Source organism: Halobacillus sp. Marseille-P3879, from assembly GCF_900240285.1.
Lineage (GTDB): Bacteria > Bacillota > Bacilli > Bacillales > Halobacillaceae > Halobacillus_A.
Genome location: NZ_OESS01000002.1, coordinates 70,673 through 95,853, shown reverse-complemented (window position 1 = coordinate 95,853; position 25,181 = coordinate 70,673). Strand labels below are relative to the sequence as shown.

Annotated in this window: 30 protein-coding genes; 14 read left to right on the top strand and 16 right to left on the bottom strand. The window is 40.1% G+C overall.

Going from position 1 to position 25,181, the window contains the following annotated elements; genetic code table 11:
- Nucleotides 1-60 precede the first annotated feature (60 nt).
- Nucleotides 61-342 (bottom strand): metal-sensitive transcriptional regulator, encoded by a 282-nt coding sequence (locus tag C1A12_RS08205; RefSeq protein ID WP_101843398.1) that lies wholly within the window; start codon nt 340-342, stop codon nt 61-63.
- 112 nt (nt 343-454) lie between these two features.
- Here C1A12_RS08205 and C1A12_RS08200 point away from each other — a divergent pair, with 112 nt between their 5' ends.
- Together C1A12_RS08200 and C1A12_RS08195 are read left to right on the top strand one after the other, a co-directional pair.
- Nucleotides 455-1,354, top strand: a complete 900-nt coding sequence (locus tag C1A12_RS08200; protein ID WP_101843397.1) for a CdaR family transcriptional regulator — start codon at nt 455-457, stop codon at nt 1,352-1,354.
- Between the two features lie 118 nt (nt 1,355-1,472).
- Nucleotides 1,473-2,570, top strand: coding sequence for an ABC transporter ATP-binding protein (locus C1A12_RS08195; protein WP_101843396.1), 1,098 nt, complete (start codon nt 1,473-1,475; stop codon nt 2,568-2,570).
- 254 nt (nt 2,571-2,824) lie between these two features.
- Here the strand turns inward: C1A12_RS08195 and C1A12_RS08190 are convergent, their stop codons facing one another.
- Both C1A12_RS08190 and fumC read right to left on the bottom strand, forming a co-directional pair.
- Nucleotides 2,825-3,028 (bottom strand): alpha/beta-type small acid-soluble spore protein, encoded by a 204-nt coding sequence (locus tag C1A12_RS08190; RefSeq protein ID WP_101843395.1) that lies wholly within the window; start codon nt 3,026-3,028, stop codon nt 2,825-2,827.
- A 115-nt stretch (nt 3,029-3,143) separates the two neighbouring features.
- Complete coding sequence (gene fumC, locus C1A12_RS08185; protein WP_101843394.1) at nt 3,144-4,532, bottom strand: class II fumarate hydratase; 1,389 nt, start codon at nt 4,530-4,532, stop codon at nt 3,144-3,146.
- A 314-nt stretch (nt 4,533-4,846) separates the two neighbouring features.
- On the opposite strand from fumC, the gene C1A12_RS08180 reads away from it, so the two are divergent.
- Nucleotides 4,847-5,758, top strand: coding sequence for a zinc dependent phospholipase C family protein (locus tag C1A12_RS08180; RefSeq protein ID WP_159462169.1), 912 nt, complete (start codon nt 4,847-4,849; stop codon nt 5,756-5,758).
- A gap of 137 nt (nt 5,759-5,895) precedes the next feature.
- On the opposite strand, the gene C1A12_RS08175 is transcribed toward C1A12_RS08180, so the two are convergent.
- Nucleotides 5,896-7,191 (bottom strand): MFS transporter, encoded by a 1,296-nt coding sequence (locus C1A12_RS08175; RefSeq protein WP_101843392.1) that lies wholly within the window; start codon nt 7,189-7,191, stop codon nt 5,896-5,898.
- A gap of 96 nt (nt 7,192-7,287) precedes the next feature.
- Between C1A12_RS08175 and C1A12_RS08170 the strand changes: the two genes are divergently transcribed.
- Complete coding sequence (locus C1A12_RS08170; RefSeq protein WP_101843391.1) at nt 7,288-7,908, top strand: NAD(P)-dependent oxidoreductase; 621 nt, start codon at nt 7,288-7,290, stop codon at nt 7,906-7,908.
- Between the two features lie 384 nt (nt 7,909-8,292).
- Here C1A12_RS08170 and C1A12_RS08165 read toward each other — a convergent pair whose 3' ends face one another.
- From C1A12_RS08165 to C1A12_RS08150, 4 genes are all read right to left on the bottom strand, one after another.
- Nucleotides 8,293-9,180: a D-alanyl-D-alanine carboxypeptidase family protein gene (locus C1A12_RS08165; RefSeq protein WP_101843390.1), complete on the bottom strand. Its 888-nt coding sequence runs from the start codon at nt 9,178-9,180 to the stop codon at nt 8,293-8,295.
- A 204-nt stretch (nt 9,181-9,384) separates the two neighbouring features.
- Nucleotides 9,385-9,627, bottom strand: coding sequence for an IDEAL domain-containing protein (locus C1A12_RS08160; RefSeq protein ID WP_101843389.1), 243 nt, complete (start codon nt 9,625-9,627; stop codon nt 9,385-9,387).
- A gap of 330 nt (nt 9,628-9,957) precedes the next feature.
- Complete coding sequence (wrbA, locus tag C1A12_RS08155; protein WP_101843388.1) at nt 9,958-10,566, bottom strand: NAD(P)H:quinone oxidoreductase; 609 nt, start codon at nt 10,564-10,566, stop codon at nt 9,958-9,960.
- Nucleotides 10,567-10,729: 163 nt separating this feature from the next.
- Nucleotides 10,730-10,945 carry a hypothetical protein gene (locus tag C1A12_RS08150; protein WP_101843387.1) on the bottom strand — a complete coding sequence of 72 codons (216 nt, stop codon included), beginning with the start codon at nt 10,943-10,945 and terminating at the stop codon, nt 10,730-10,732.
- Between the two features lie 217 nt (nt 10,946-11,162).
- Between C1A12_RS08150 and C1A12_RS08145 the strand changes: the two genes are divergently transcribed.
- Nucleotides 11,163-12,032: a cation diffusion facilitator family transporter gene (locus C1A12_RS08145; RefSeq protein WP_101843386.1), complete on the top strand. Its 870-nt coding sequence runs from the start codon at nt 11,163-11,165 to the stop codon at nt 12,030-12,032.
- Nucleotides 12,033-12,065: 33 nt separating this feature from the next.
- Here C1A12_RS08145 and C1A12_RS08140 read toward each other — a convergent pair whose 3' ends face one another.
- The 4 genes from C1A12_RS08140 to C1A12_RS08125 form a co-directional block, all read right to left on the bottom strand.
- Nucleotides 12,066-12,596, bottom strand: a complete 531-nt coding sequence (locus C1A12_RS08140; protein WP_101843385.1) for a GNAT family N-acetyltransferase — start codon at nt 12,594-12,596, stop codon at nt 12,066-12,068.
- A gap of 82 nt (nt 12,597-12,678) precedes the next feature.
- Complete coding sequence (locus C1A12_RS21225; RefSeq protein ID WP_200816571.1) at nt 12,679-13,128, bottom strand: hypothetical protein; 450 nt, start codon at nt 13,126-13,128, stop codon at nt 12,679-12,681.
- Nucleotides 13,129-13,186: 58 nt separating this feature from the next.
- The gene (locus C1A12_RS08130) at nt 13,187-13,480 is read right to left on the bottom strand and encodes an AzlD domain-containing protein (RefSeq protein WP_101843384.1); all 294 of its coding nucleotides are present in this window, start codon (nt 13,478-13,480) and stop codon (nt 13,187-13,189) included.
- Nucleotides 13,477-14,211 carry an AzlC family ABC transporter permease gene (locus tag C1A12_RS08125; RefSeq protein ID WP_101843383.1) on the bottom strand — a complete coding sequence of 245 codons (735 nt, stop codon included), beginning with the start codon at nt 14,209-14,211 and terminating at the stop codon, nt 13,477-13,479. The genes C1A12_RS08130 and C1A12_RS08125 overlap by 4 nt, the downstream gene beginning before the upstream one ends.
- A 293-nt stretch (nt 14,212-14,504) precedes the next feature.
- Between C1A12_RS08125 and nhaC the strand changes: the two genes are divergently transcribed.
- Entirely contained in the window at nt 14,505-15,878 is a 1,374-nt protein-coding gene (gene nhaC / locus C1A12_RS08120; RefSeq protein ID WP_101843382.1) for a Na+/H+ antiporter NhaC, read from the top strand.
- A gap of 206 nt (nt 15,879-16,084) precedes the next feature.
- Nucleotides 16,085-16,918 (top strand): MBL fold metallo-hydrolase, encoded by an 834-nt coding sequence (locus C1A12_RS08115; protein ID WP_101843381.1) that lies wholly within the window; start codon nt 16,085-16,087, stop codon nt 16,916-16,918.
- 27 nt (nt 16,919-16,945) lie between these two features.
- Here the strand turns inward: C1A12_RS08115 and C1A12_RS08110 are convergent, their stop codons facing one another.
- Nucleotides 16,946-17,719: a cobalamin-binding protein gene (locus tag C1A12_RS08110; RefSeq protein ID WP_101844807.1), complete on the bottom strand. Its 774-nt coding sequence runs from the start codon at nt 17,717-17,719 to the stop codon at nt 16,946-16,948.
- A 95-nt stretch (nt 17,720-17,814) separates the two neighbouring features.
- On the opposite strand from C1A12_RS08110, the gene C1A12_RS08105 reads away from it, so the two are divergent.
- From C1A12_RS08105 to C1A12_RS08090, 4 genes are all read left to right on the top strand, one after another.
- Nucleotides 17,815-18,639, top strand: a complete 825-nt coding sequence (locus tag C1A12_RS08105; protein ID WP_101843380.1) for an alpha/beta fold hydrolase — start codon at nt 17,815-17,817, stop codon at nt 18,637-18,639.
- A gap of 19 nt (nt 18,640-18,658) precedes the next feature.
- Nucleotides 18,659-19,516 (top strand): hypothetical protein, encoded by an 858-nt coding sequence (locus C1A12_RS08100; RefSeq protein WP_101843379.1) that lies wholly within the window; start codon nt 18,659-18,661, stop codon nt 19,514-19,516.
- A gap of 158 nt (nt 19,517-19,674) precedes the next feature.
- The gene (locus tag C1A12_RS08095) at nt 19,675-19,875 is read left to right on the top strand and encodes a cold-shock protein (RefSeq protein WP_101843378.1); all 201 of its coding nucleotides are present in this window, start codon (nt 19,675-19,677) and stop codon (nt 19,873-19,875) included.
- A 250-nt stretch (nt 19,876-20,125) separates the two neighbouring features.
- Entirely contained in the window at nt 20,126-20,326 is a 201-nt protein-coding gene (locus tag C1A12_RS08090) for a cold-shock protein (protein ID WP_079529279.1), read from the top strand.
- A 33-nt stretch (nt 20,327-20,359) separates the two neighbouring features.
- On the opposite strand, the gene map is transcribed toward C1A12_RS08090, so the two are convergent.
- Nucleotides 20,360-21,112 (bottom strand): type I methionyl aminopeptidase, encoded by a 753-nt coding sequence (gene map / locus C1A12_RS08085; RefSeq protein ID WP_101843377.1) that lies wholly within the window; start codon nt 21,110-21,112, stop codon nt 20,360-20,362.
- An 84-nt stretch (nt 21,113-21,196) separates the two neighbouring features.
- Nucleotides 21,197-21,748, bottom strand: a complete 552-nt coding sequence (locus tag C1A12_RS08080) for a sugar O-acetyltransferase (protein WP_101843376.1) — start codon at nt 21,746-21,748, stop codon at nt 21,197-21,199.
- A gap of 93 nt (nt 21,749-21,841) precedes the next feature.
- On the opposite strand from C1A12_RS08080, the gene C1A12_RS08075 reads away from it, so the two are divergent.
- From C1A12_RS08075 to C1A12_RS08065, 3 genes are all read left to right on the top strand, one after another.
- On the top strand, nt 21,842-22,342 hold the full coding sequence (locus C1A12_RS08075; protein ID WP_101843375.1) for a GNAT family N-acetyltransferase: 501 nt from the start codon (nt 21,842-21,844) through the stop codon (nt 22,340-22,342).
- Nucleotides 22,343-22,407: 65 nt separating this feature from the next.
- Nucleotides 22,408-23,130 carry an ABC transporter ATP-binding protein gene (locus C1A12_RS08070; protein WP_101843374.1) on the top strand — a complete coding sequence of 241 codons (723 nt, stop codon included), beginning with the start codon at nt 22,408-22,410 and terminating at the stop codon, nt 23,128-23,130.
- Nucleotides 23,123-24,784 carry an ABC transporter permease gene (locus tag C1A12_RS08065; RefSeq protein WP_101843373.1) on the top strand — a complete coding sequence of 554 codons (1,662 nt, stop codon included), beginning with the start codon at nt 23,123-23,125 and terminating at the stop codon, nt 24,782-24,784. The genes C1A12_RS08070 and C1A12_RS08065 overlap by 8 nt, the downstream gene beginning before the upstream one ends.
- 26 nt (nt 24,785-24,810) lie before the next feature.
- Here C1A12_RS08065 and C1A12_RS08060 read toward each other — a convergent pair whose 3' ends face one another.
- Nucleotides 24,811-25,089, bottom strand: coding sequence for a hypothetical protein (locus C1A12_RS08060; protein WP_101843372.1), 279 nt, complete (start codon nt 25,087-25,089; stop codon nt 24,811-24,813).
- Nucleotides 25,090-25,181 lie beyond the last annotated feature (92 nt).

Genomic DNA, 25,181 nt, shown 5'->3' with positions numbered 1-25,181 from the left:
TCAACAAAATCGTTCGGATTATTTTTTTCTTTATTCAGTTATGTCCCAGCCTCTTCTTACTTAACGACTTTTGACGATCATATTTACCGCTTCATTAATCAACTCTTCTGCGGATTCCCCTTCTTCTTTTGCTTCTTTAATACAGGTTTCCAAGTTTTTCGCAACGATATATCCAATAGCTCGATCCATTGCAGAACGAGCTGCTGAAAGCTGAGTAATTACATCCTTGCATTCTTTGTCCTCTTCCATCATCTTAAGGACACCGCGCACCTGTCCTTCAATCCGTTTTAATCGATTTTTGGTTTCCTGAGGATATACATATTTATCTTTTACATCTGCCACTGATATTTCCTCCTGTCTCAATTTATTGGTATATACTATTGAATGATAAACTTTTTATTTTATACTTTATAGTATCATAATAGTAAATTCACTTTAAAAAAGGAAGTTTTCTATGTCCTATATTGACCAATTAAAGCAAACATACACCTCTTTGTTTGTTTATGATTCCAGTAAAGGCCGGCCATCTGGAGAGTATTACTTGTTCCGCATAAATAATGAGGAAGTAGTAGGGATTGCTGCAGAAGAACTGAATGAGCGAGAATACAACTTATTATCCACGTTTTTGCAGCCAGTGCAAAACCATGAAATTGCTTTAACGCAAAAAGATCTTCAATGGAAGGCATTTATTGACGGAAAGAGTGAGTCTCTTCGATTGTTAAAAACACCTTACAAAATTCGGTTTGTTCTTTTTACGGTTTCTGATCCCTCATTAGAACCTGACACGTTTCGAGAAGCATTGCAGGCTTTTTTTCCTTTTGAAATGCCGCTAATTTGGCTGAATGAGAATAAAGGCCTGTTAATAGAAGAATTTGTTGATGTTGAACAAGAGCCTGTATCACTTGACAGTGTAGTTGAAGTGCTAATGAGTGATTTTTACACAAAAATTGATTTTTATGTGAGTGAAGATATTGAAGACCTTTCTCATGCTCCCCGGCACTATACCTGGGCTGAGAGGTGCTTTTCTCTGGCAAAAAAATACCAGCTTGGTCAAGTTGTCAGTTTCAATGATGTCATCCCGTATGTATTTGTTCACTCACTTCCACCCGAGGATTTATACGCGTTAAATAGATTAATGCTGGCAGGGGTAGAGGAAGACCGGGATTTGCTTCGAACCATTAAAGTATTTCTGGAATCCGGTTCTAATGCCAGTTTAGCTGCCAAGCTTTTATTTATGCATCGTAACAGCCTCCAGTATCGAGTAGATAAATTTGTGGAAAAGACAGGAGTAGATATTAAACAGTTTGAACAGGGGCTGGTTGTTTATTTACTCTTACTTCATTCAAACCTTTAATCAGTGTGCACAAAGATCGTCAAAATTCTTTGTGCACTTTGTCCATTTACCTCGATTAAAAAAATCGCTAGACTGTATACATACAAAAGAAAGCGATTTCAAAAGAGGAGGAATTATAATGGCAGAATTAAAGCTCAATAATATTGAAAAAGTATATGATAAAAATGTAAGAGCGGTAGATGACTTTAATCTACATATTGGTGATAAAGAATTTGTTGTATTTGTAGGTCCCTCAGGCTGTGGGAAATCGACCACACTTCGCATGATCGCAGGGCTGGAAGAAATCACAGGCGGAGATTTCTTAATTGATGAAAGAAGAATGAATGACGTTGCTCCAAAAGACCGTGACATCGCGATGGTATTCCAAAACTATGCCCTTTATCCGCATATGAACGTTTACGATAACATGGCATTCGGCCTTAAACTTCGTAAAATGGATAAAAAAGAAATTGAACAGCGGGTAAACAATGCAGCTCAAATCCTTGGTCTCGAAGCTTTATTAGACCGTAAACCGAAAGCGCTGTCAGGCGGACAGCGTCAGCGTGTGGCATTAGGTCGTGCAATCGTGCGTGATGCAAAGGTTTTCTTAATGGACGAACCTCTTTCCAACCTTGATGCGAAACTTCGTGTCCAAATGCGTGCAGAGATTCAAAAACTTCACCAGCGTCTGCAGACAACTACAATTTACGTTACACACGACCAAACAGAAGCGATGACAATGGCGACACGTCTTGTCGTTATGAAAGATGGCATCATTCAACAAGTCGGCGCGCCAAAAGAAGTGTATGATAAGCCTGAGAATGTTTTCGTTGGTGGATTTATCGGTTCCCCTGCGATGAACTTCTTTAACGGGACTCTAGAAGATGGACATGTAAAAATTGGAGATGTACAGATTGCGATTCCAGAAGGGAAGTTAAAAACTCTGCGCGATCAAAATTATATTGGAAAAGATATCATTCTTGGTGTCCGTCCAGAGGATATGCACGACGAGCAGCTCTTTATTGATGCCAATCCGGACAAGAAGATTTTGGCAGACATTGAAGTAGCAGAATTAATGGGAGCAGAATCCTACCTCTATTCAAGAATTGGTGACCAGGAATTTATCGCACGAGTTGATTCACGTTCAGACGTTCAGGGCGGGGACAAAATAGAGCTTGCTATCGACATGAATAAAGTTCACTTCTTTGATGTTGAAGATGAAAAACGTATCCGCTAACTTTTCCTGACACACGGTTTCGACCGTGTGTTTTTTATGGGAAGGTGTCATAAGATGATAGACCGCAGGCGGTGAGTGAAGAGCATAATATGAATTGACATTCTTCTTTATTTATATATCGGCTAAAGATCGATATGAATAATAAGGCAAACATCCTGCTGAGAGTGGATAGAAGCCAACTTTGATCCCCAAGAGTTACACCAAAAGCATTAAAAAAAGAGAAAGGGCGCACCCTTTCTCCTCATTCATATTATTTACTTTTGTTGTCCACCGAACTGTTGTTCAGCCATTTGTACTAGACGCTTAGTGATTTCTCCACCTACAGAACCGTTAGAACGGGAAGTAGAATCAGCACCAAGCTGTACTCCAAATTCTTGTGCGATTTCGTATTTCATTTGGTCTAGAGCTTGTTGTACACCAGGTACTACTAACTCGTTTGAACTGTTGTTGTTAGCCATGTTGTCTCACCTCCTGTGTATGATAGTAGTATGATCACGGACCACTATTTTTATCACAGAAATGCATTGGTAATAAACGGTATTTTCCTACCAGTCATGGCTAACAATATTTCAGTTATGCGTTGGGTTTCGTCATCGCTTTCGGATCAACATATTCATCAAATTGTTCTTCGGTTAATAAACCTAATTCTACAGCTGTTTCTTTCAAGGTTTGATCCTTCTCAAAAGCTGTTTTTGCAATTTTAGCAGCATTTTCATAACCAATATGAGGATTTAAAGCCGTTACCAGCATAAGTGAGTCACGCAAATATTTCTCAATTTGTTCGTGGTTTGGCTCTAACCCACTCACACATCGCTCATCAAATGAGACAATACTGTCAGCTAGAAGCTGGGCAGATTGCAGGAAATTATATGCGATCACAGGCTTATAAACATTTAACTCAAAGTTACCCTGACTGGCTGCAAATCCGATTGTTGCATCGTTCCCCATAATTTGAGATGCCACCATAGTAATGGCCTCACTTTGAGTTGGGTTCACTTTACCAGGCATAATAGAACTTCCCGGCTCGTTTGCAGGAATCGTTACTTCTCCAATTCCACATCGCGGTCCGCTGGCTAACCATCGAACATCATTCGCAATTTTCATAACGTCGGCTGCCAATGCTTTCACTGCCCCATGCGTATGAACGAGTTCATCATGAGATGTTAAGGCATGAAATTTATTAGGAGCTGAGATAAATGAATTGGAGGTTTCTTCATTAATGTATTTTACAACTTGCTCTGAAAAATCTACGTGTGCGTTTAAACCAGTTCCAACCGCAGTACCGCCTATTGCTAATTCCTTCACGTATTTCGTACTTTCCACGAGCATATTTTCTGTTTTTTCAAGCATACGATGCCAGCCGCTGATTTCCTGTCCTAATGTAAGCGGAGTAGCATCTTGCAAATGAGTTCGCCCAATTTTAACTATTTCTTGAAACGCTTCCATTTTTTCTTTAAGTGTTTGTTTAAATTGAGCAATGGCAGGTAATAGTACCTCTTCTACTTTTCTGACGGAAGCCACGTGCATTGCCGTGGGATAAGTATCGTTAGAGCTTTGTGATTTATTCACATCATCATTGGGATGTAAACGAACTTCACTTCTTTTTTCTTCAAGCCAATTATTTCCAACATTAGCAATAACTTCGTTTACGTTCATATTAGATTGGGTGCCACTTCCAGTCTGCCATACAACGAGCGGAAAATGTTCATCCAGCTCCCCTTTTAAGATAAGATCGGCAGCATACCCAATTGCTTCAGCTTTCTCATCTTCCAGCAAACCTAATTCAGCGTTCGCTTTGGCAGCGCTTTTTTTCAAGATCGCAAAACCTTCAATTACTTCAACCGGCATTTTCTCCTGCCCGATTGGGAAGTTTTGTTTACTTCTTTGAGTCTGTGCTGCCCAATACTTATCGCTTGGTACTTTAATTTCACCTAATGTGTCTTTTTCAATACGATAATCCATCACGCGGATCCTCCCTTTTATATGAACTTATATTCCACATCTAATTGTATCAATATTCTTACAAACAATCGATATCCACGTAAGTAAACATGTCGAAAAATAAATAATCAGAGTATTTACATTATTCAAACTTTGTTGTATTATAAGAATAACTTAATGAAAGGAGGCAGAAACAGAAGAGTTTTACATATTCCTTTAAGGAGGGTTGGAGAACTTTAAGCTGTTTTTGCTTGATCTTTTTCAATGGGTAAATGGTTAAAAAAGAGCCTTCGCAGAAAGGCTCTTTTTTATGAATGCAAGGAGCTGGATCATCGATGCCAAACATCTGGACCCATATATTGTTTGCAGAAGACATTTGTATGAAGATCGAAATAGATGAGCTGCTGGCCACGAGTGAACGATTTCTTTATTTAGGATCTCAAGGTCCTGATCCTTTTTTTTACTATAATTTCTGGCCTAAGCTTAAGGATCACGGAGTGAATAATTTAGGGCTCCAATTGCATAAGGAGGAATGCGGCAGATTCTTAATGGATTTGATTATACAGGGAGTGTCTTTAAAGAACCACAAACAAGCTTATATCTTAGGATTTGTAAGCCATCACATCCTTGACCGTGTCACTCATCCGTATATTCACTACAAAGCTGGATATGATGGGAACAAACATCAAGCTTTAGAAGTTGCAATTGATACGATAATGCTTGAAAAGCAGCGTCATGTACAAACATGGAAAGTACCCGTTGCTCCACTGATTCGTTTAACAAGAAGAGAAAGAAAGGAATTATCTACTTTGCTTGAACCGACCATCAGTAAATATTATTTTTCTCGAAATTTACCTAAACGGTTTATTGAGAAGTCTTTTAAAGACTTGGCCAATGCCCAAAGAATACTATTTGATCCTCATGGGTGGAAAAATAAATGGCTTGGTTCCCTTGTTTCCTCATTTTCACATCAACCTATTGAAGATCATATCGATTATTTAAACAGCGAACGTACAATATGGCACCATTCAGCAACTTATGAGCAGCATACCGATTCGTTTAATGACTTATACCTCGAAGCTTTAGAAGAGGCTTCAACCCTTATTTTATTAATATTACACTACTGGACAACTAAAGAGCATAAGACCATTAAAGAAGTAGAGCTTTTATTACAAAACATTTCCTACGATACAGGGACGCCTCTGGCTCAAAACCACGATAACCTCTTCAGTAATCCTATTGTGTAGAAGCAGGCTGTCGAAAAACTCGACAGCTTTTTTTATCAGTTGTTTCGCCTGATCTACAGGTACATTACATGCTTTACAGTTTAAAGTTTGTAAAGCCACAGTCCCTTTTCTCACGATAACGAAGCGGAACCTTACTTTTATGTTTTAATTGTGGTCTGCACCTCAGGGTTCGTTTGTGCGCTGGCTTCTTCTTTTCCTTTTTCCACATCTACGAACCTTAATATAATAATCCCTGCAATAAAAAATACAATCAGAGATAATATCCCAAGGCGGCTTGAGCCTGTTAGTTGACCAACCAGTGCAAAAGCAAACGGTCCAAATATAGCTGAAAACTTAGCAGAAATCCCATAGAACCCAAAGAATTCCGCATGCCGATCACCTGGCACCATCTTTCCAAAAATAGACCGGCTTAACGATTGAGCCCCTCCTTGAACTAAACCAACACAAATAGCAAGCAAATAAAAATGTAAGGCACTTGTCATAAAATAGCCTAATGCTACAATTCCAAGATAAATATATAAAGAAAACGATAAAGCTTTTTTAGCCGTAATTTTTCCAGCTAAAAATCCAAAAAAGAAGGTACAAGGAATCCCCACGAATTGGGTAATAAGTAGAGCAATAATTAAGGAGTTACTATCTATTCCTATATCCCTTCCATAAATCGTAGCCATTTTTATAATTGTCGATATTCCGTCATTATAAAGCCAAAAAGCTGTTAAAAATAAGAGTACCTGTTTGTGTTTTTTTATTTCTTTAAACGTGAAGCCTACGCGTTTAAATCCAATATGGATGTAAGAAGATTCTTTTTTTGTCTGCTGTTTTCGTTCTTCTTTAATATTCTTCAAAAGCGGTATGGAAAATATCAACCACCAGATGCCAACTGAAATAAACGCCAGCCTCGTCCCTGCTATGGTACTTGGAAGTCCAAAGGCCTCATAGTTCAAGATCATTAGTAATTTTATTGCAAAGAGGACCCCCCCGCCAATGTAACCGAATGCAAATCCCCAGGAGGAAACCTTATCCATATTGTCTTCGTTCGATACTTCCGGAAGAAATGCATCATAAAACACATTTCCGCCAGAGAACCCAATTGTTCCTACAATAAGCAGAGCTGAAGCCAGCAAGTAAGCACCTTCTCCTACGAAAGCAAGCAGGACGCTTGCTATCATTCCCATAAAAGCAAAGAACATTAGGAATTTTTTCTTTGCTGCTGAAAAATCACTAACCGCTCCTAAAACAGGAGCCAGAATTGCTACGATTAGAACAGCAATCGATTGGGAATACCCCCAGTAGCTGGCTGCCAACGATTCATCCAGGCCTTTAGCAGCCACATCATAATAAAACACGGGTAATACAGCTGCCATAATTGTCGTGGCAAAGGCAGAATTGCCGACGTCATATAAGATCCAGCTCATCTCCCGCTTGTTTTTCATAAGCTTTCCCCATTTCGTCGCTTTCTCTTAGCTTAGCAAAAATATACATCATTTAGTTCACTATTTTGAAACATTTACAAGAAAAGGAGTTATTTTATGAAGATTGCTGTTTTTGGTGCCACCGGCAGAGTTGGCTCGATTGTCACTAACCTTTGCGTAAAAGAGGGTTATAAAGTCAATGCTTTAGTGAGAGATAAGGAAAAAGCTGAAAACTTACCTCCTGAAGTTCATATTATCCATGGACAGGCAACTGAAGCGCGGGACGTGGAAAAAACAATAAAAGATTGTGATATAGTGTTCAGCGCTTTAAATACAGATAAAACTTATACTTTATCCACCGCTACACCTCTTATTATTCAAAGTATGCTTTCTTATGGGGTAAATAGAATTATTACAATTGGAACAGCGGGAATTTTAAACAGCCAATATGAAAAAGGGAAATATCGATTTCAGTCCAAAGAGTCCAAGCGTCGCTCTACATTTGCAGCAGAAGAACATGCAAAAGCCTATCAATTATTAAATAAAAGTACTTTGGACTGGGTTATTCTCTGCCCCACTTTTTTACCAGATGGAGCTTCAGAAGGGACGGCTCGCTATGAGGAGAATCATCTTCCGGACAATGGCAAAAAGATTACTGTAACAGACACAGCTCTATTTGCATTCAAAGAGCTCAAGGCAAAGGAATTTCACCATACACGCGTAGGATTAAGTTATTAAACCTAAAACAACTTTATAAAAAAAGGCTCTTTAGGCTGGTAAGAAAGTGTTTATTTTAGCTTTTAAGAAAGTATGTAAGACCCAAATAATATCCTCTTGCAAATAAGCCTGCGAGGAGCTAAAAAAAGAGCAAACTCAGTAACATCATGCGCGGGAAGGAGCTAAAGTACTGTCTAATTGAACCCTTTTTTATATAAATAGTACTATTGAATAAGAAAATGGAGCCTGGTTTTTCAGATTTTAAAGAACTACACGCGGCGTTATTTCGTTTGCCCTTAAAGGGAAATGTGCAAACAACTATGACTGACGGCTGTTTGCCAGAACATTATAGAAGAAAAAAGCTTGCGGAAAAACCAAAGGTTTCTCCACAAGCTGAACAGTCTTTTATTCTGGATGGAATCCGAAAAACTCTTCCAAGGTCCCTCCTGTTTCATGGATATCAGTTGATAAATCCTCGCCGACGTACCGTAAATGCCAAGGTTCGTATTCATATCCAGTTATATCAGTTGTTCCCTCAAGGTAACGTATAACAAAACCATGTTCATGAGCGTGGTCAGCAAGCCACTTTCCCGCTTCGGTATCAATAAAGGATTGTTCAAGCTTAAATTCCATTTCTGCTGTCGTTACATCCATTGCTAAGCCTGTCTGATGCTCACTTGTCCCAGGCCTGGCAGAGAATTTATCAGCTTCCTCCTGCCCTCGCTCTGCCACATTATTTTCATAAATTTGTTTCTGGGTATCATAGGACCTATAACCAGAAGTAGCGTACAACTTCAGTCCGTCTTCCTCAGCGGCAGAGAATAAATTTTCCAATGCCTCAGCAGCTTCCGGCTGCATATATTTCTTTGGAAGGTCCTCTTCAAAAGGAAAACGCACATCCGGTTTTACTAATTCCTCAGGTTCATAACCCTCTGGAAGTTTACGGCTTTTATTGACAACTACTTCTTTAATTTCTGGTTCTTCTATAATTGTCAACCCGTCTTCATCGACTTCTTCATCCAGTTCATCAGCGTAAGCATGAGGGTCGGCGTCTTCATGCTGCTCCTCACCCGTCTGCTCCTCTGAATCCTTTTCATTATCCTCATTCTTTTCATTATCCTCATTCTCTTCATCATCTTCTTCGTTTGTGCCGCTATCATTTTCCTTTTGTTCTTCTTCAGAAGGCTCCTGAGAAGGAGATTCCTCCTCTGATTGATTAGTCCACTCATCAAGTGAGCAGGCCGTTAACAAAAGACTTAATGACAGAACAAGTATAATTGACTTAACTTTCATTACATAAAACCTTCCTACATTAAAAATATTCACTCCAACTATAACATTGATCCTGGATAACTGCATGGAATTTTTAAGAAAAACCTGGGTTACCATCAAGTCCAATGGACATCGTAGTTTTTCTTTTACTTTAGTTCTATAAAAGAAATTAAACATTCTTACAGCATCAAAAAAAGTGCCGCTCCTAAGAGAGGCACTATCTATCTATTCCCAAGTATATGGTTGATATTTTAAGCTCAGCCGCTTAAATTCTTTTCGATCGTTATTTTCGATTGCAACGTTAATTTCTTCGTCTAATCGTTCTTTATTAAACTCAAAGCTTAGCTCGTCAAGTAAAAGCCTGGAGGCTAATTTAATTCCAAAGGACAATTCTCTTTTAGCAGTGATTTCACGATTTCTAAAACCAGGGTCACGGCGCAGCACATATATTAGTTTTTGCTTTCTCATGAGATTACCCCCTAATTGCTTTTTTTCATTATGAAGGATTTCGGAACATTTAGCAACAATATTCTGAATATTTAGTTATATAATTCCCGAAAAAGTCAGTTTTAAACCTCTATAGAGGCATTTTACTACTACAAAAAATTTTTAACGTTTTAACCGCCCATGAAATCAGGAGCTTTCCCACTGACCATTTTTAGAATACAGGCCGCTCTATCCAGTAAAGCAATCCTTCTATTTCAGGCGGGAAGCACACGGGATCCGATAACTCTGAGATATAAAAAAACGCTTGTAAAAAAACCAAACAGTTTTTCTACAAGCTGTGGTGCAGGCCTATTATCCTTTTACTATTTTTTGAGCTACTTCCACTGTCCGGTTAACTTGATGTCTTACCGCTTCTTCAATATCATCTTTCATATTCCCTTCCCCATCTACAGTTACACTGGTCCCATAAGGATTACCTCCTGCAGAAAAAATGGAATTATCGGAGTAGCCGGGAGCCGCAATTACCGCTCCCCAGTGGAACATACTGGTATATAAGCTTAAAAGAGTAGCTTCTTGACCACCATGAGGATTTTGTGCCGAAGTCATAGCGCTCACTACCTTATTTACCAGCTTACCTTGAGCCCATAAACCTCCTGCTTGATCAATAAACTGTTTAGCCTGTGCAGGTACGGCTCCAAACCTCGTTGGCACACTAAAAAGAAAAGCATCAGCCCAGTCTAAGTCGTCTACCTTTGCCTCTGGAACCTTATCCTTTGTAGCCAGATAATGTTCCTTCCATGCAGGATTCTGCTCAATTGCCTCCATTGGTGCAAGTTCAGGGATGCGGACAAGTTTGACTTCAGCTCCGGTTTTTTTCGCTTCATCCTCTGCCCATTGAGCCATTTGATAATTCGTTCCGGTAGAACTGTAATAAATAATCGCCAATTTAGCATTCGCCATGAAGAACCTCTCCTTTTTCTTTAATTAAATCAGATAACGTTATTGTCTCCGACACAATTTGTTATATTCACAAACTACTTATACCCGTAATTCTTTTTATTCAAACTAAAGACTCTTAATTTCAAGATAATCACAAAAAAAAGAACCTTTCAGAAAGAAGGCTCTAGATTACATGGTCTAAATAGGTTGGATATGTCCAATAAGAGTCCTGCCATCCCTGCTGAACTGCTAACTCTTCGAATGACATTGCCGTGCTTCCATAATAATCAATGAGAGCTTCTTCCACGTCGTGCTGATCGGGGTTGTACGTAAGGTCCAGTGCCTTTGAAAATTTCATGCCATTGACATAACCTTCAACAATTATCTTTTCCTGAATCATAAATACTCCCCTCTCTGGTCACTATAGAATTAAAATATTTACTTGTAAGATGTTTACCCCAACTACCAATTAATTAATCCTACGAGTTGACTTCATGCAAAGAATCTTCCTCACTACAAGGGATATGTAGAAGGGTGACTTTTTTTCTCTAGACTTACATGGCAGGGTTTTGATAAGCTTAACCATGCTTTAAGTTACAAAGTGGAGGCACAAGAATATGGGTGAATACGAAAATTTAAAAAAGGGTGAACGCGGGGCCTGGGTAAGTATTATTGCTTACCTTATATTAGCCAGTGTCAAGCTCATCATTGCTTCCATAGGCAATTCTGAAGCATTACGTGCAGATGGCTTAAATAATACGACCGATGTCATTGCCTCTGTTGCCGTTTTAATAGGACTGAAAATTTCCAGAAAGCCGCCGGATGAAGATCACCATTACGGACATTTCAGAGCGGAAACAATTGCTTCCTTAATTGCTGCCTTTATTATGGTAACGGTAGGTTTTGAAGTCATTATAGGAACCATCCAGGACATAATCCAGCAAAATACAAGCGAGCCTGCTTTATTAACTGCCTGGACTGCCCTCTCCGCTGCAGTTATTATGTACGGCGTTTATCTATACAATTTAAAATTATCTAAGAAAGTTAACAGCGGTGCACTATACGCTGCCGCCCAGGATAACCGCTCAGATGCGTTAGTCAGCATTGGAGCTGCGATTGGTATATTCGGTGCCCAACTCGGCATTTTCTGGCTCGACCCGCTTGCAGGCTTAATTGTTGGGTTTATCATATGTAAGACGGCCTGGGATATTTTTAGAGATTCTACCCACCGGTTGACAGATGGTTTTGACGAGAAGGAAATTGAAGAAATTCGTGAACTGATAGAAGCTCATCCTGAGGTTTGGGCTGTAAGAGATGTCAAAGGAAGATTTCAGGGAAATCAGACGTTAGTGGAAGCTACTATCCATGTAAATCCCAGCTTGACTATAGAAGAAGGTCACAATATAACAGATCAATTGGAATCACTGTTGGAAAAAAGACTTAACATTTATTATGCACATATTCATATTGAGCCTTACGATAAGTAAGCCCCCGAGTGTCCTGGAACTTGGGGGCTTACTTTAAAAATTATTAAGAAGTTCGTTGATGTCTTCCCAGCCAAAGGCTGTTTCTTCATAAGTTCCCTGTCCAATTGTTACTTCTTCTGCTTCTACAGGCTTTGCACCTAAAACTTTATAAAAATCAGCAGAAGGGTTTCTCGTGAGCACCCATACGAGCAGAGAATCATATCCCATTTGCTTCATCGCCTGAGCAATAGTGGATATGAGCATTCGACCATAACCGATACGTTGATAGTCTTTAAGCAAATAAATAGCATAAATCTCCCCATCATAACGATACTTCTTCGTTCTTTCTTTCCCTCCTGAAACAAAGCCCACCAATTCTCCATTCTCATTTTCTACTACATAAGCGATCTGCCCGTTTACAGGGGACTTTAAAATAGTTTCCCACAGGGCAATACGATTTTCTAAGGTGATATTGCTCATATCCTGTTCATCAATTAAATCCTTATATGTAGATTTCCAAGTTTGAATATGAATGTTAGCGATCTGTTCTGCATCCTCAAATTGAGCTAGCCTCACTTTAGCCATTGTCATTCTCCTTTTTCCCCTAGTTGATGCTTACATTTTAGCAGAAAAAAAGGCATCACGCTTGTGACACCTCTTTTTTCGGTTAGAAGCATTGAAAGCTGGCAATTCGATTGGTATCAATCCCAAAGTACTCCCATCGCCGGCGGTTCGGCCGCCATCTATAACCGGCAACTGAAGTTCTGCCTATGAAGACAGGGTAAAACCAAAAGCGGCGGTTATTATTTAAACGCACCCATGTATAGCGGTAAAGACAGCCATATAATGATCCTGGATCTACTGCATACGCACCAGGTCCCTGCCCGGAAGGCGGCGGACCTGGCGGAGGAGGAAGATGCCCACCGGAGAAAGGCGGCCCCTGTGGCGGCTGCTGCTGAGGTCCTCCCCCATAAGAAGGAAAGCCTCCTGGTCCTCCCGGGCCTCCTGGTCCTCCAGGCCCTCCTGGACCGAATTGTCCACCTGGTCCCATCCCCCCCTGTCCGGGACCTAAACCAGGGTATTGCTGCCCTCCAGGAATTCCATTTTGTCTATCCATAACGTTCCATCCCTTCATGGAGTTTCTTTATACGTTATGCGTAAAGGCGATGAGCGTGCTAAAAAGTCATAAGAAAAACCGCAGCAATAGACCCTAGTACAACAATAATTATATTAAGGTTCAACCAGGCCAGAGCTCCGGCTGCTAAGGCAGCAATGATTCCAATTTGCGGAGCGTCAGGTTTCACAGAAAGGATGCCCGGGAAAATCAAAGCCCCTAATGCAGCATAAGGAATCGCATTCAGCCAGCGGTCAATCCATTTTGGAAACTGAATTCGATCTATGATAAAAGCAGGAAAAAATCGAGGAACCGCAGTAACTAGTGCCATCCCGATTATTATCCAGATGATCATACTTCTTCCTCCTCATCTTCTAATATCCATATACCGCAAAGACCACCCGCCAAAGTGCCAATGACAATGGCCCACCCCTGACTTATTCCCCACAACTGGAATACATAATTGACCGCCATTGCTATTACAGCGATATAAGCAATTCGTGAATGTTTTTTAACTGACGGTATGAGCAGGCCGATAAACATCGCATATAAGGCTACCCCCATGCTTTCACTTAATCGGGAGGGTATGATGTCCCCGAGTAATCCCCCTAAAAATGAGCCGCCCACCCAGGATAAATAAGCCGTCAGCATTAAAGAAGCATAGAACCATGAACCATATTCTTCTTTGGCTTCACGTTTATGTAAAGAGGACATCGTAAACGTTTCATCTGTTAAACCCAGCGACAGCGGAATTTTTGCTTTTAAAGCAATCCTACGTAAACGATTCATAAAAGATAAGCTCATTACAAAGTGCCGAAAGTTCAGGACAAAAGTAGCGATAATAATTTCTATTGCTCCTGTTCCTGCTGCAACCATGCTGACTGCTAAAAATTGTGCAGCTCCCGCAAAGACAAGTACGCTCATTAAGGTTAATTCAGCAATCGTCAACCCTGACTGACCAGCGATTACACCATATGTAAGGGCAACAGGTATATAGCCAAGTACAATAGGAAACCCTGCTGCTGCTCCGCGCCGAACCAATTGCAGCCGACTTTGCCTGGGCATTTCTACTGCTTCTGTGTTCATCATTTACGTCTCCTTTCCCCAAATTTCCACTATTATACACGATTCAAATACGATTGAAAATAAATTGACACCGAAGTGAATTTGCTTTATGATTTACAAGGAATTCTTCAGTGCACAAAAGCGTTCAAGTGAAAAAGAAAACAAGAAAGCTTGATTAAAGGCAGCTTACTTCCGCTGTTATATATTAAGTTTTCATTGGATAACTTCCAGCATCAATAGGGTAGCTTAATGTAGTAAAGCTTCGTCCCTTATTTATTGGGATGAAGCTTTTTATGATATTAGGAGGAATTAGAATGTTTCATTTAAGTCCAAAACGATTACCAGGAGCCGGCGAATCCACTGTACTGCTTCTGCTGATCATGGCTATAGTTAGTTTTTTTATCATCGAATTGGAAACCGTCCCACACATTCCCATTTTCTTAGGAATTCTTATTATGACAGCATATGGTCTGCTAAAAAAAATCCCCTTTTCCAGCCTGCAGTCTGGCATGATTCAAGGCGCCCAAACAGGTCTTGGAGCAGTTCTTCTATTTTTTCTCATTGGGATATTAATATCAAGCTGGATGGCAAGCGGAACCATTCCTGTTCTTATGTATACGGCTTTCATGCTGACTGGAGGCCCGTGGTTTTATGCTTTAACTTTTACGATCACTTCAGTCACGGGTCTGGCGCTGGGAAGCTCATTTACAACAGCAGCTACTGTAGGAGCAGCCTTTATGGGCGTGGCAGCTTCCGCAGATTTTTCCATAGCGGTTACGGCAGGTGCCATTGTGTCGGGGGCGTTTTTTGGTGATAAAATGTCTCCGTTGTCAGATACTACCAACTTGTCCTCGACGGTAGTGGATGTTGACTTGTTTGAACATATTAAGAATATGTCTTGGACAACTATACCTGCTTTTGTGCTTAGTTTTATCGGTTTCGCTATTCTCTCGCCCTCTGCATTAGAAAATAGTGATGAATTGATCTCACTTCAACAAGAACTTGCTGCCACTCACCTGATCCATTGGAGTTCCTGGCTTCCCCTGCTCGTGCTTGCAGGGTTAACACTAAGTAAAAGGTCAGCATTCCTTTCCCTGGCTGTTACCAGTGTTACGGCTACAGTAATTGCTGGAGTAAGGGGAGTTCTTCCCTGGACAGACTTGTGGAATACCTGGTTCAACGGTTTCACTGGCGATTACGATCATGAGATGGTAAATGAGCTTTTATCGAGCGGCGGAATGAATGGTATGCTGTTCACAATTGCACTTGTTATCCTTGCTTTATCACTGGGGGGATTGTTTTTTGTTACAGGGATTATTCCTTCCATATTAGCTCGTGTTCAGCATGCGCTTACTTCAGCCCGTTCTGTTATCCTTTCAACGGCTCTTACAGCTATTGGAATTAATATAGCTATAGGTGAACAATATTTATCCATTCTTCTAACCGGGGAAGCCTATCAGGAATTCTATGAAAAAGCCAAGCTTGCCCGTAAAAATTTATCAAGAACGCTTGAGGATGCTGGAACGGTTATTAACCCGCTTGTACCCTGGAGTGTATGCGGCGTATTTCTTACAGATGTATTAGAAGTTTCCGTAATCAGTTATCTGCCTTTTGCATTCTTCTGCTTACTATGTCCTCTCCTGACGATTCTTTATGGCCTTACAGGAAAGACATTAACGAAGTTATAAAAAAACGGCACCCGGTCTGATCCCCATTCAAATGCTGCCCTAAAGATAGACACTTTTTATTAAAACTGTTTATCTTAGGGTTTTTTGTCTGAAAATCCAAATCATTTTAATCAGTAGTCTCGGTCTCGAGTTTGGCTTTCATTGCCTGCTCTCGAATAGAACTCAGCTTCCCTATCCAAACTATGAGAAGAAGGAGTGGTGAGAAAATGAAAGATGAACATCACGAGCTGCCTCAGGATAGTTATACAGATATGACCTATGCTGAGGCAGACGGTATATTAGACGATCTGGCTTATTATCGTACGTTGATGGTCAATGTAGGATTTATCGGGAAACCAGGAGCTAAGGAATGGGTGCTTATTGATTGTGGAATCAACCATTACTCTGCAAGGATTATTGAAGCGGCTGAGAAACGGTATGGCAGAGTTCCTCCGCAAGCCATCATCCTCACACATGGCCATTTTGATCATGTAGGGTCTGCTAAAAAACTAGCCCAGCATTACGACGTTCCCATTTATGCTCATCCGATGGAGATGGATTATTTAACAGGCAAGCGCGCTTATCCAGTTGGGAACTCGACTGTAGGAGGAGGTTTGTTAGCTATACTTTCTCCATTCTTTCCAACAGAACCAGTCAACTTGAAGAAATGGGTACATCCACTCCCCGAAGACGGGACTGTTCCGTTCTTAAAAGAGTGGCGAGTTATCCACACTCCCGGCCATACTCCAGGCCATATCTCTTTATTTAGAGACCGCGACAAAACATTGATCACTGGCGATGCATTTATAACAGTAAAGCAAGAATCCAGTATGGCAGTGTTTATTCAGCACCAGCACGTCCATGGCCCTCCCGCCTATTTCACTCCCAATTGGCAGGAAGCAGAACGTTCGGTGAAAAAACTCGCAGATCTGAATCCAGTAACAGCGTTAACAGGGCATGGTTTACCTATGGATGGAGAGGTACTGCAAAAACAGCTCAATCATCTCGCCTTAAACTTCAAAGAACTTGCTATTCCAAAACATCAAAAGAAACTTCATTAAAAAGACCGCCATTTTCACCGGCGGTCTTTACTCGTATTGGTCAAGTAAAGTCTTTAGCTTTCTCAGCCCTTCTAATAAGCGGGGGCTGGGTCTGCAATAGAGAGATTCTTCAAGTACGTGTATTTGATTATTTTTAATCGCGGATAGCTCTTTCCATCCCGGCCTCTTCTTTAAAAGCTCAGGATTCATCTTCTCTTCCTTCACGCCTACCCATACCATACATATGTGATCGGGATCCCGTTGCTTTACATCATCCCAATCTGTTTGCACACTAGCCTCATTTGCAGAAGCAAATATATTCGTTCCACCGGCTAATACACTTATTTCCGTAAGCCAGTTTTTTCCCCCCGGAGTAAAAATCGGCTTCGGCCACCACTCCCAATAGAGAGAAGGTGGGTTGTTTTTTTGCAAAGCCTCTTTTTTGTATTGTTGAATCTCCGCTAAGAACTCGTTAGATTTCCTGGCTCCCAGCTCCGGTCGCCCCGCAGCCTCTCCAACTGTAATTAAATCTTCAGCAATTTCTTCAAGCGACTGTGGATTAAGTACGATATAAGGCAGGTTCCTTTCCTTTAATCCCTCAATATTCTTTTCCATACCCGGCACACTAAGAGAAGCCAGAACAAGATCAGGTTTCAAATCTGCTGTTTTCTCAATATCAATCGAAAGATCCGGGCCCAGTCTCGGAAGGTCAAGAATGCTTTCTGGATAATCAGAATAATTGTCGACACCAATCAACAACTCCTCAAGTCCAAGATAAGCTACAATTTCAGTATTGCTTGGGCAAATCGACACAATTCGAATAATACCACCTCTATTTTCAGAATCCTCTGATGTTTCATTTTCTTTCATTATAGCTTATATTTATGATAAGAAAAAAGATAGAAAGGGTGAACAGTGTGACATCAGCATTGTTTGATACCTCAAAAGGATTAGTCGAGTATTCCTACATAGGCAAAGGGCCTGTTCTTCTGCTTTTAAAAGGGGGCCACTGCACAAGGGATACTGACTTGTCACACAATAGCTTAGTATACGAGGGATATTCTTTATTGACGATCTCTCGCCCTGGTTACGATTATACAGAAGTATCAACCGGCAGAACACCAGATGAATTCGCTTCAACAATCATCGAAGTCCTCGATCACCTGCGGATCGAGGTGGTGACAGTAATTGCTGTGTCAGCAGCAGGGCCGACAGGGATTGCCTTAGCAGTTAACTATCGAGACCGTGTCAACAAACTTATTATGGAAGCTGCATTACTTACACCGTTTGATCAAAAAACGAAGGCAAAGGCTAAGTTACTTTTTGGCAGAGGAGAAAAAGCAGTCTGGAAAGGAATTAGAACGCTTCTTAAATTTTCACCTAATCTTGCCATCAAGCAGATCATGAACTCTCTTACTACGGACCCTGTGGATGACTACCTTTCCAGTCTCTCTGCCAATGACCGGCGCTTTATATACAACATGCTGGCCACTTCTCAATCAGGTAAAGGGTTCTTATTAGACATTCACCATAACGCGGATCTACTTCATGAAGTCCAAGTACCTGTATTAGGGATGTATACAAAAAAAGACCGGAGCGTGGATTATTCAAATGCTGTTTTGCTGAGATCTGCTGTTCCTAACTGTGAAATCTACGATGTTGAGTCAGACAGTCATCTTATATGGATTGGAAAAAACGCTGCCAGTGTATGGAGAAAACGGCTTGAATTTATTACTCAATAGAGGGATGAGGGGGATAAATGTGAATGCCATCAAGATTACTCATTATAAAAAAGAATTTTTGACGTTTTATGAGCTGGCTTCCAACTTAAATATCAATGAAGAGGAACGTTATACGATTTGGAAGCGGTATTATGGTTTTAATCCTTTTCACCGGGAAGAGCATAGCGAGCAGTTAGCAAAAGAGATGCTGATTCAAGCCTTCCCGAAATATGAAGCAGCTCTGCCTCACATTCTAGATTTTGAACCAAATGAACAATCAATTAACCATTATCTTTCAGTCATTCAGGAAGAGCTGCATGCCTATGAACCCCTGCACGCCGCTATATTATATTTCGTCGGAGACTTTGAAACGGATCCATTTATAGAATTAGAGGATAATAACTCTTATACTCTTTATTTTCCTATTGAAAGAGAATGGAAACCTGTACATTTTGTAAATGAACTCGTTAAAGTGGTTTACCTCAACCAATTAAAAATGAATCCACTTCAGTTGACGAATATTGCATTTGTAACTTTTCTCGAAGGACTTGCATTACACACCGCTAACCTCATTACTTCTTCCGATGTGGGAGGCACAACGCTTTACCCCTGGATGGCTAAGTGTCAGCTTGAACCTACCAGAATCATGATGAATATCTTCCCCCACTTAAGACGTTCGGATTATAAAGCAATTTACTCGTTCACTAAAGGTACCGGAGCTTCCGGTTATCAGAATGAAGCAGGCTTTGTTGGATGGTCGGTCATTGATCACTTGTTAAAGCGGGGGTATACTATGCCTGAATTACTGTTAATTCCTGTAGAACGAGTAACTACAGTTATTGAAAAGTCACTTTATCAGATAATGGAAGAATCTAAATATATTCAATCTCAAGAGTAGGGCTTGCATTTTAGTCATAATCTGTTATACTTGATTTAATTATTGTTGTTCGATTCATAACAGAGAAGGTAGCGTAATAGTGAGTTCGTCTTGATTGAATATTTGAGCAAGAATAGTAATACAATGTGGAGCAGAGTTCCACGCAGGAGGTATTCTACATGGTAGAAGGTACAGTTAAATGGTTTAACGCAGAAAAAGGTTTCGGTTTCATCGAAGTTGAAGGTCAAGACGACGTATTCGTTCACTTCTCTGCTATCCAAGAAGAAGGTTTCAAATCTCTTGAAGAAGGACAAGCAGTAAGCTTCGAAATTCAAGAAGGTCAACGCGGACCTCAAGCTGCTAACGTTAATAAGCAGTAATGTCCTTTTTAAAAAAGACTCCCATTGGGGAGTCTTTTTTGTATTAAGCAAACAAGTCAGTTTAATAAATGAAAAATTTTTCCTAAATAGTATCATTTATATAAACAATTTGTTATACTAATTATAGTTATTGTTGTTCGGATACGATTCAAAGAAAGAAGTTGCTACATAGTAATTTTCGTCTTGATTGTGTGAAGAGCAAGAATAGTAATACAAGGTGGAGCAGGGTTCCACGCAGGAGGTATTCTACATGGTAGAAGGTACAGTTAAATGGTTTAACGCAGAAAAAGGTTTCGGTTTCATCGAAGTTGAAGGTCAAGACGACGTATTCGTTCACTTTTCCGCAATTCAAGAAGAAGGCTTCAAGTCTCTTGAAGAAGGACAAGTAGTAAACTTTGAAATCCAAGAAGGTCAACGCGGACCTCAAGCTGCCAACGTTCAAAAGGCATAATATTAGAAAAAAGCTCCCACGATGGGAGCTTTTTTAGTTATCCTGCTCTGTTAAAATAAGCGGTCCTTCTTTTGTTATAGCAATAGTATGTTCAAATTGTGCCGATAATGAGCCGTCAAGTGTACGAGCCGTCCAATTATTATCGTCCATTTTGTTGGCATAAGTCCCAATATTAATCATAGGTTCAATGGTGATAACCATACCTTCTTTTAATCGAGCCCCTTTCCCGGCTGCTCCGAAATGAGGAATGTAAGGGTCCTCATGAATAGTCTCCCCTATGCCGTGACCGGTAAAATCACGGACGACCGAGTATCCTTTGCCTTCCGCATATGATTGAATAGCATGACCAATATCCCCTATTCGATTCCCTGGCTGTGCCTGTTCAATAGCTTTATATAAGGATGTCTTAGTAACGTCAAGTAAATTCTCCGCTTCTTCACTAATCTCTCCTACAGGATGAGTCCATGCAGAGTCCGCTAACGCACCGTTTAAATTCACTACCATATCGATTGTTACAATATCTCCGTCGTTCAGCTTTTCATCTCTCGGAAACCCGTGGCATATCTCGTCATTAACGGAAGCACATGTGGTAAAGGCATACCCCTGGTATCCCTTCTGTTCACCTGTGGCTCCGTTCTTTGCTAAGTATTTCTCCACAAAATTTTCAATTTCCATAGTTGTTATTCCAGGTTTAATAAACTGACGTAATTCTTTATGAACATTTGCAAGCAGCTTTCCTGCCTCGTGCATTAGTTCAATCTCACGTTTACTTTTTCTTTTTATCATACTCGTTCCCTCTCTTTTACTCTCTTAATGCTACTGTCCCCTAGTATCATATCGAAAAAAACTGCTAAGGACCAGTATAGATGCTTAAATCTCCTTTATAATACGAGCAGGATTTCCAGCCGCGAATACATCTGAAGGTATATCTTTCGTCACTACAGCCCCTGCTCCAATTACTGCTCCGTCTCCTATCGTTACACCCGGATTAACGACAGCACTTCCCCCTATCCATACATCATTTCCTATCTTAATAGGCTTTGCGGATTCCAGACCGGTTGCTCTCTCAGCTTTGCCAAGAGGATGAGTAGCCGTATACACTTGAACATTAGGCCCCAACATTACGCGATCACCAATTCTAATTGGACATACATCCAGAAACACACAATTAAAATTAGCAAAAAAATGATTACCTACATAAATGTTATAGCCGTAATCACATTGAAACACCGGTTCAACAAAAGCCTCCTCACCTATTGAACCAAAAAGGTCCTGAAGCAGCTGGCCACGGTAATGACTTTCCGTTACTTTTGAATGATTATATTCGTAAAGAATTTGTCTTGCCCGCTGGCGTTCATATATTAATTCTTCATCCCACGATTTATAAGGTTGACCCGCAAGCATTTTTTCTTTTTCCGTCATTAGTATTCCCCCTGACCTATATAATCTTAATGTCTTCCCTTTACTTTATCATAGTGATTAGCTAATCTAGAACAACTAGGAGAGGATGATAAGATGAATTATAGAGTATTAACAGGTCAAGATGCAAAAGCTTATAGAGAACTAAGGTTAGAAGCACTGTTAACAAACCCTGAGGCATTTCTAACCACATACGAGCAGGAAAAGCAGCGTCCTAATCCAATTGAATTTACAGCAAAACGGTTAGAAAGCCCTCATACGAAGACCGCAGGAGCCTTTTATAATGATCAATTGGCCGGTGTGGCCACACTTATTCAGGAAACCCGCCCGAAGTACCTTCATAAAGGCTCTATCGCTGGTGTATACGTCACTCCATCTCACCGCCAAAGAGGGACGGCGATCCAGCTCATGGAAGAAATCATCCATACGGCTGCCTCTCTTCAAATAGAAGTCCTGCACCTTGCAGTTGTAACGGATAATAAACCAGCTGTTCAATTGTATGAAAAAGTGGGCTTTAAGGTGTTTGGAACCGAACGACATGCTATTAAATTATATGATCGATATTTAGATCAATATTGGATGGACTATTATATTTAATACAGTATGAAACCTCGGCTATTCTAAAACGTATAAATAATCAAGAGACAAAAAGGAGGATCGCTATGATTGATATCCAAAATATATCAAAACAGTTCCCTGGCACAACCGCTGTCCGTGACTTATCACTGCAGGTAAATGACGGACAAATTTTCGGATTTTTAGGGCCAAACGGGGCAGGTAAATCAACTACAATTAAAATGATAACTGGCATACTGCCCATTGATAAAGGCTTCATTACCATTAATGGCAGCGATATTACGAAAAACCCTTTAGAAGCCAAGCAAAAAATCGGGTATGTCCCAGATCGCTCTGATGTATTTCTCCGTTTAAAGGGAATAGAATATCTCAATTACATAGCTGATGTATATAAAGTACCTACAGAGGTCAGAAAAGATAAAATTGAGTATTTCACCAAAAAATTTGGAATCTATGGGGCTTTAAACGATCACATTCTTACATATTCCCACGGGATGCGCCAGAAAGTTGTCATATGCGGGGTGTTGCTTCATGACCCTGATGTTTGGATTTTAGATGAACCTTTAACAGGACTCGACCCTAAATCTTCCTATATATTGAAAGAAATGATGCGTGAGCATGCTGATAAAGGAAAAACCGTGTTTTTTTCTACACATGTGCTGGAAGTAGTAGAACAACTGTGTGATGAAGTGGCTATAATCAACAATGGACACATCGAATTTTTAGGGAATATGACTGATATGAAGCGTGAGTTTAAAGATGATGAATCCTTAGAGAAAGTGTTTTTGGAGCTGACCCAAAATGAATAAAACCTGGAACCTCATTCGAGTAATGCTGAAAATGCAGTTTTCCATGGCAGGCAAAAGCTCAGGTGAAAAAATCGGTTATTTCTTTTTGTTCATTTTCATCATTCCATTTTCATTCCTAATCTACTTTGCAATGGACGGAATAATTGGAGGCCTCTATGAGGTGCTTGAACCATTAGACAATCAAAGCTTTATTTTAGGTGCCCTGTTTATCTCGATGTTTGGTCTTTTTAGCTTTGTTAGTATTGGTTCCATAATCAGTTCCTTTTATTTCGCAGAGGATATTGAAGCCTTCATTTCCCTGCCGTATCATCCTTATCAACTTATGCTCGGAAAATCGGCAGCCCCATTCATTACTCTATATATTACAAATGCAGCTGTACTCGGACCAGGGCTGCTCATCTATGGTTTCCATAGTAATGGAGGTATTCTCTACTTTATCTATGCACTGTTGATTTGGCTTGTCACACCATTAATTCCATTTGCACTGACTGCAATTATTATTATGTATCTTATGCGATTTTTAAACCTATCTAAAAATAAAGACCGTATCAAAATTTTTGCAGGGCTGTTGATGTTTATATTTATTATAGGCTTTAACATCGTCCTCCGCCTGGATACAGGGTCTAATCAATTGGGAGAAAACATCGGTGAGCTGTTTATAGAGAGAAACGCTCTATTAGAAATGATCACAGTCTTATTTCCATCCGCTTACTTAAGCTCAATCAGCTTAACTCAGCCGGACTCTTTCCTCGGATTCATTTACTTACTAATACTTTTTGCCCTCTCAACATTAGTCTTTTTCTTCTATCTTACAGCAGGGCAAAAGTTATATTTTAAAGGTGTTCTTGGATTATCAGCGGGTTCAAAAAACAAATGGAACGAGAAAAAAATAGCAAAACAGATAAAGCAGAACAGTATCCTTTATATAAGCTGGTTAAGAGAAATGAAAATTATGCTTCGTAACCCGACATTTTTCACACAGATCGTGGTGCAGTCGCTCGTCTTCCCTGTGTTGTTTATTGTTATTATCATGTTTGATTCGGGGGGCGGAGGCTTCTCAGCGGCAGGTTTAAACAATATGCTTGCACGTACAGACCCCAAGTTTACCATCCTGGCAATGCTGGGCTTTACTGTGTTTGCCCTGGGTATAAACCCAGCTTCTATCTCTTCGGTTTCACGTGAAGGAAAGAGCTGGTTCAATCATTTGTATATGCCAGTTAAACCTGAAACCATCATACTCAGCAAAGTCCTTGCTGCCTTTACAATTAACTTAATTACATTAGTAGTTATTAGTATTATTGCTGTAGGATTTGCTCATATTTCAATCAGTATTGTAGTTATTTGGTTGATTTTATCCATGCTGACCAACTGGATAACGAGCGTGATCGGCATTTCACTGGATTTATATATGCCTAACATGAAATGGACCGACGAACGAGAAATTTTTAAAGGCCGGATGATTGGATTACTGGCTTTAGCAGCAGAAGTTGTCATTTTTGGTTTAGTTATTTTAGTATTATGGAAAAGTTCTTTTATTACCGGTCTATGGCCATCCTCAGTGACGTTGTTTCTTTTACTTCTTATGTTCACTATTTCAGGACATTTCCTTTTAAAAAAAATGATTCAACATCGTTTTTTTACACTTCATATATAAATAAGTCAGCCTTATTCCTGGCTGACTTATTTAATTTGAATCTTCTTATATTCTTCAATCCAATGTTCAGGGGATTCTATGACTTTATAAGAGAACACCCCTCGAATCGTATGCAAATAAAAGAAATCATACCGACCGGACATGGACCGATAAGATGCATCATGAACGTCTTTTATATGAAATTGTTCAAAAGGAGTAACAACTCGATCACGATAAAGATCTATGGTGGAGGCTTCCTCAATGTAGTGCTGTTGGTTATGCTTGATTTTTCGAACCACCCATATGATCGGCTGGGAACAAATCAACGGCTTCTCTCCTTTGCTGCATTTGTTTCAGCGTAGCGATAAATTACCATCGTGTCAAAGCCCATGCTTTTCCTTTCCATCCCTTTAAGAAA

Bases quoted from the DNA above. Each gene is read 5' to 3' on its own strand.
- C1A12_RS21225 (WP_200816571.1), bottom strand. From the start codon at position 13,128: ATGGATAGACAAAATGGAATTCCTGGAGGGCAGCAATACCCTGGTTTA.
- C1A12_RS08115 (WP_101843381.1), top strand. From the start codon at position 16,085: ATGAAAGATGAACATCACGAGCTGCCTCAGGATAGTTATACAGATATG.
- C1A12_RS08150 (WP_101843387.1), bottom strand. From the start codon at position 10,945: ATGATTCAGGAAAAGATAATTGTTGAAGGTTATGTCAATGGCATGAAA.
- C1A12_RS08130 (WP_101843384.1), bottom strand. From the start codon at position 13,480: ATGATCATCTGGATAATAATCGGGATGGCACTAGTTACTGCGGTTCCT.
- C1A12_RS08180 (WP_159462169.1), top strand. From the start codon at position 4,847: ATGCCAAACATCTGGACCCATATATTGTTTGCAGAAGACATTTGTATG.
- C1A12_RS08170 (WP_101843391.1), top strand. From the start codon at position 7,288: ATGAAGATTGCTGTTTTTGGTGCCACCGGCAGAGTTGGCTCGATTGTC.
- C1A12_RS08165 (WP_101843390.1), bottom strand. From the start codon at position 9,180: ATGAAAGTTAAGTCAATTATACTTGTTCTGTCATTAAGTCTTTTGTTA.
- C1A12_RS08080 (WP_101843376.1), bottom strand. From the start codon at position 21,748: ATGACGGAAAAAGAAAAAATGCTTGCGGGTCAACCTTATAAATCGTGG.
- C1A12_RS08125 (WP_101843383.1), bottom strand. From the start codon at position 14,211: ATGAACACAGAAGCAGTAGAAATGCCCAGGCAAAGTCGGCTGCAATTG.
- C1A12_RS08090 (WP_079529279.1), top strand. From the start codon at position 20,126: ATGGTAGAAGGTACAGTTAAATGGTTTAACGCAGAAAAAGGTTTCGGT.
- C1A12_RS08160 (WP_101843389.1), bottom strand. From the start codon at position 9,627: ATGAGAAAGCAAAAACTAATATATGTGCTGCGCCGTGACCCTGGTTTT.
- C1A12_RS08175 (WP_101843392.1), bottom strand. From the start codon at position 7,191: ATGAAAAACAAGCGGGAGATGAGCTGGATCTTATATGACGTCGGCAAT.
- C1A12_RS08195 (WP_101843396.1), top strand. From the start codon at position 1,473: ATGGCAGAATTAAAGCTCAATAATATTGAAAAAGTATATGATAAAAAT.
- C1A12_RS08075 (WP_101843375.1), top strand. From the start codon at position 21,842: ATGAATTATAGAGTATTAACAGGTCAAGATGCAAAAGCTTATAGAGAA.
- C1A12_RS08200 (WP_101843397.1), top strand. From the start codon at position 455: ATGTCCTATATTGACCAATTAAAGCAAACATACACCTCTTTGTTTGTT.
- C1A12_RS08070 (WP_101843374.1), top strand. From the start codon at position 22,408: ATGATTGATATCCAAAATATATCAAAACAGTTCCCTGGCACAACCGCT.
- C1A12_RS08095 (WP_101843378.1), top strand. From the start codon at position 19,675: ATGGTAGAAGGTACAGTTAAATGGTTTAACGCAGAAAAAGGTTTCGGT.
- wrbA (WP_101843388.1), bottom strand. From the start codon at position 10,566: ATGGCGAATGCTAAATTGGCGATTATTTATTACAGTTCTACCGGAACG.
- C1A12_RS08145 (WP_101843386.1), top strand. From the start codon at position 11,163: ATGGGTGAATACGAAAATTTAAAAAAGGGTGAACGCGGGGCCTGGGTA.
- C1A12_RS08190 (WP_101843395.1), bottom strand. From the start codon at position 3,028: ATGGCTAACAACAACAGTTCAAACGAGTTAGTAGTACCTGGTGTACAA.
- fumC (WP_101843394.1), bottom strand. From the start codon at position 4,532: ATGGATTATCGTATTGAAAAAGACACATTAGGTGAAATTAAAGTACCA.
- nhaC (WP_101843382.1), top strand. From the start codon at position 14,505: ATGTTTCATTTAAGTCCAAAACGATTACCAGGAGCCGGCGAATCCACT.
- C1A12_RS08140 (WP_101843385.1), bottom strand. From the start codon at position 12,596: ATGGCTAAAGTGAGGCTAGCTCAATTTGAGGATGCAGAACAGATCGCT.
- map (WP_101843377.1), bottom strand. From the start codon at position 21,112: ATGATAAAAAGAAAAAGTAAACGTGAGATTGAACTAATGCACGAGGCA.
- C1A12_RS08065 (WP_101843373.1), top strand. From the start codon at position 23,123: ATGAATAAAACCTGGAACCTCATTCGAGTAATGCTGAAAATGCAGTTT.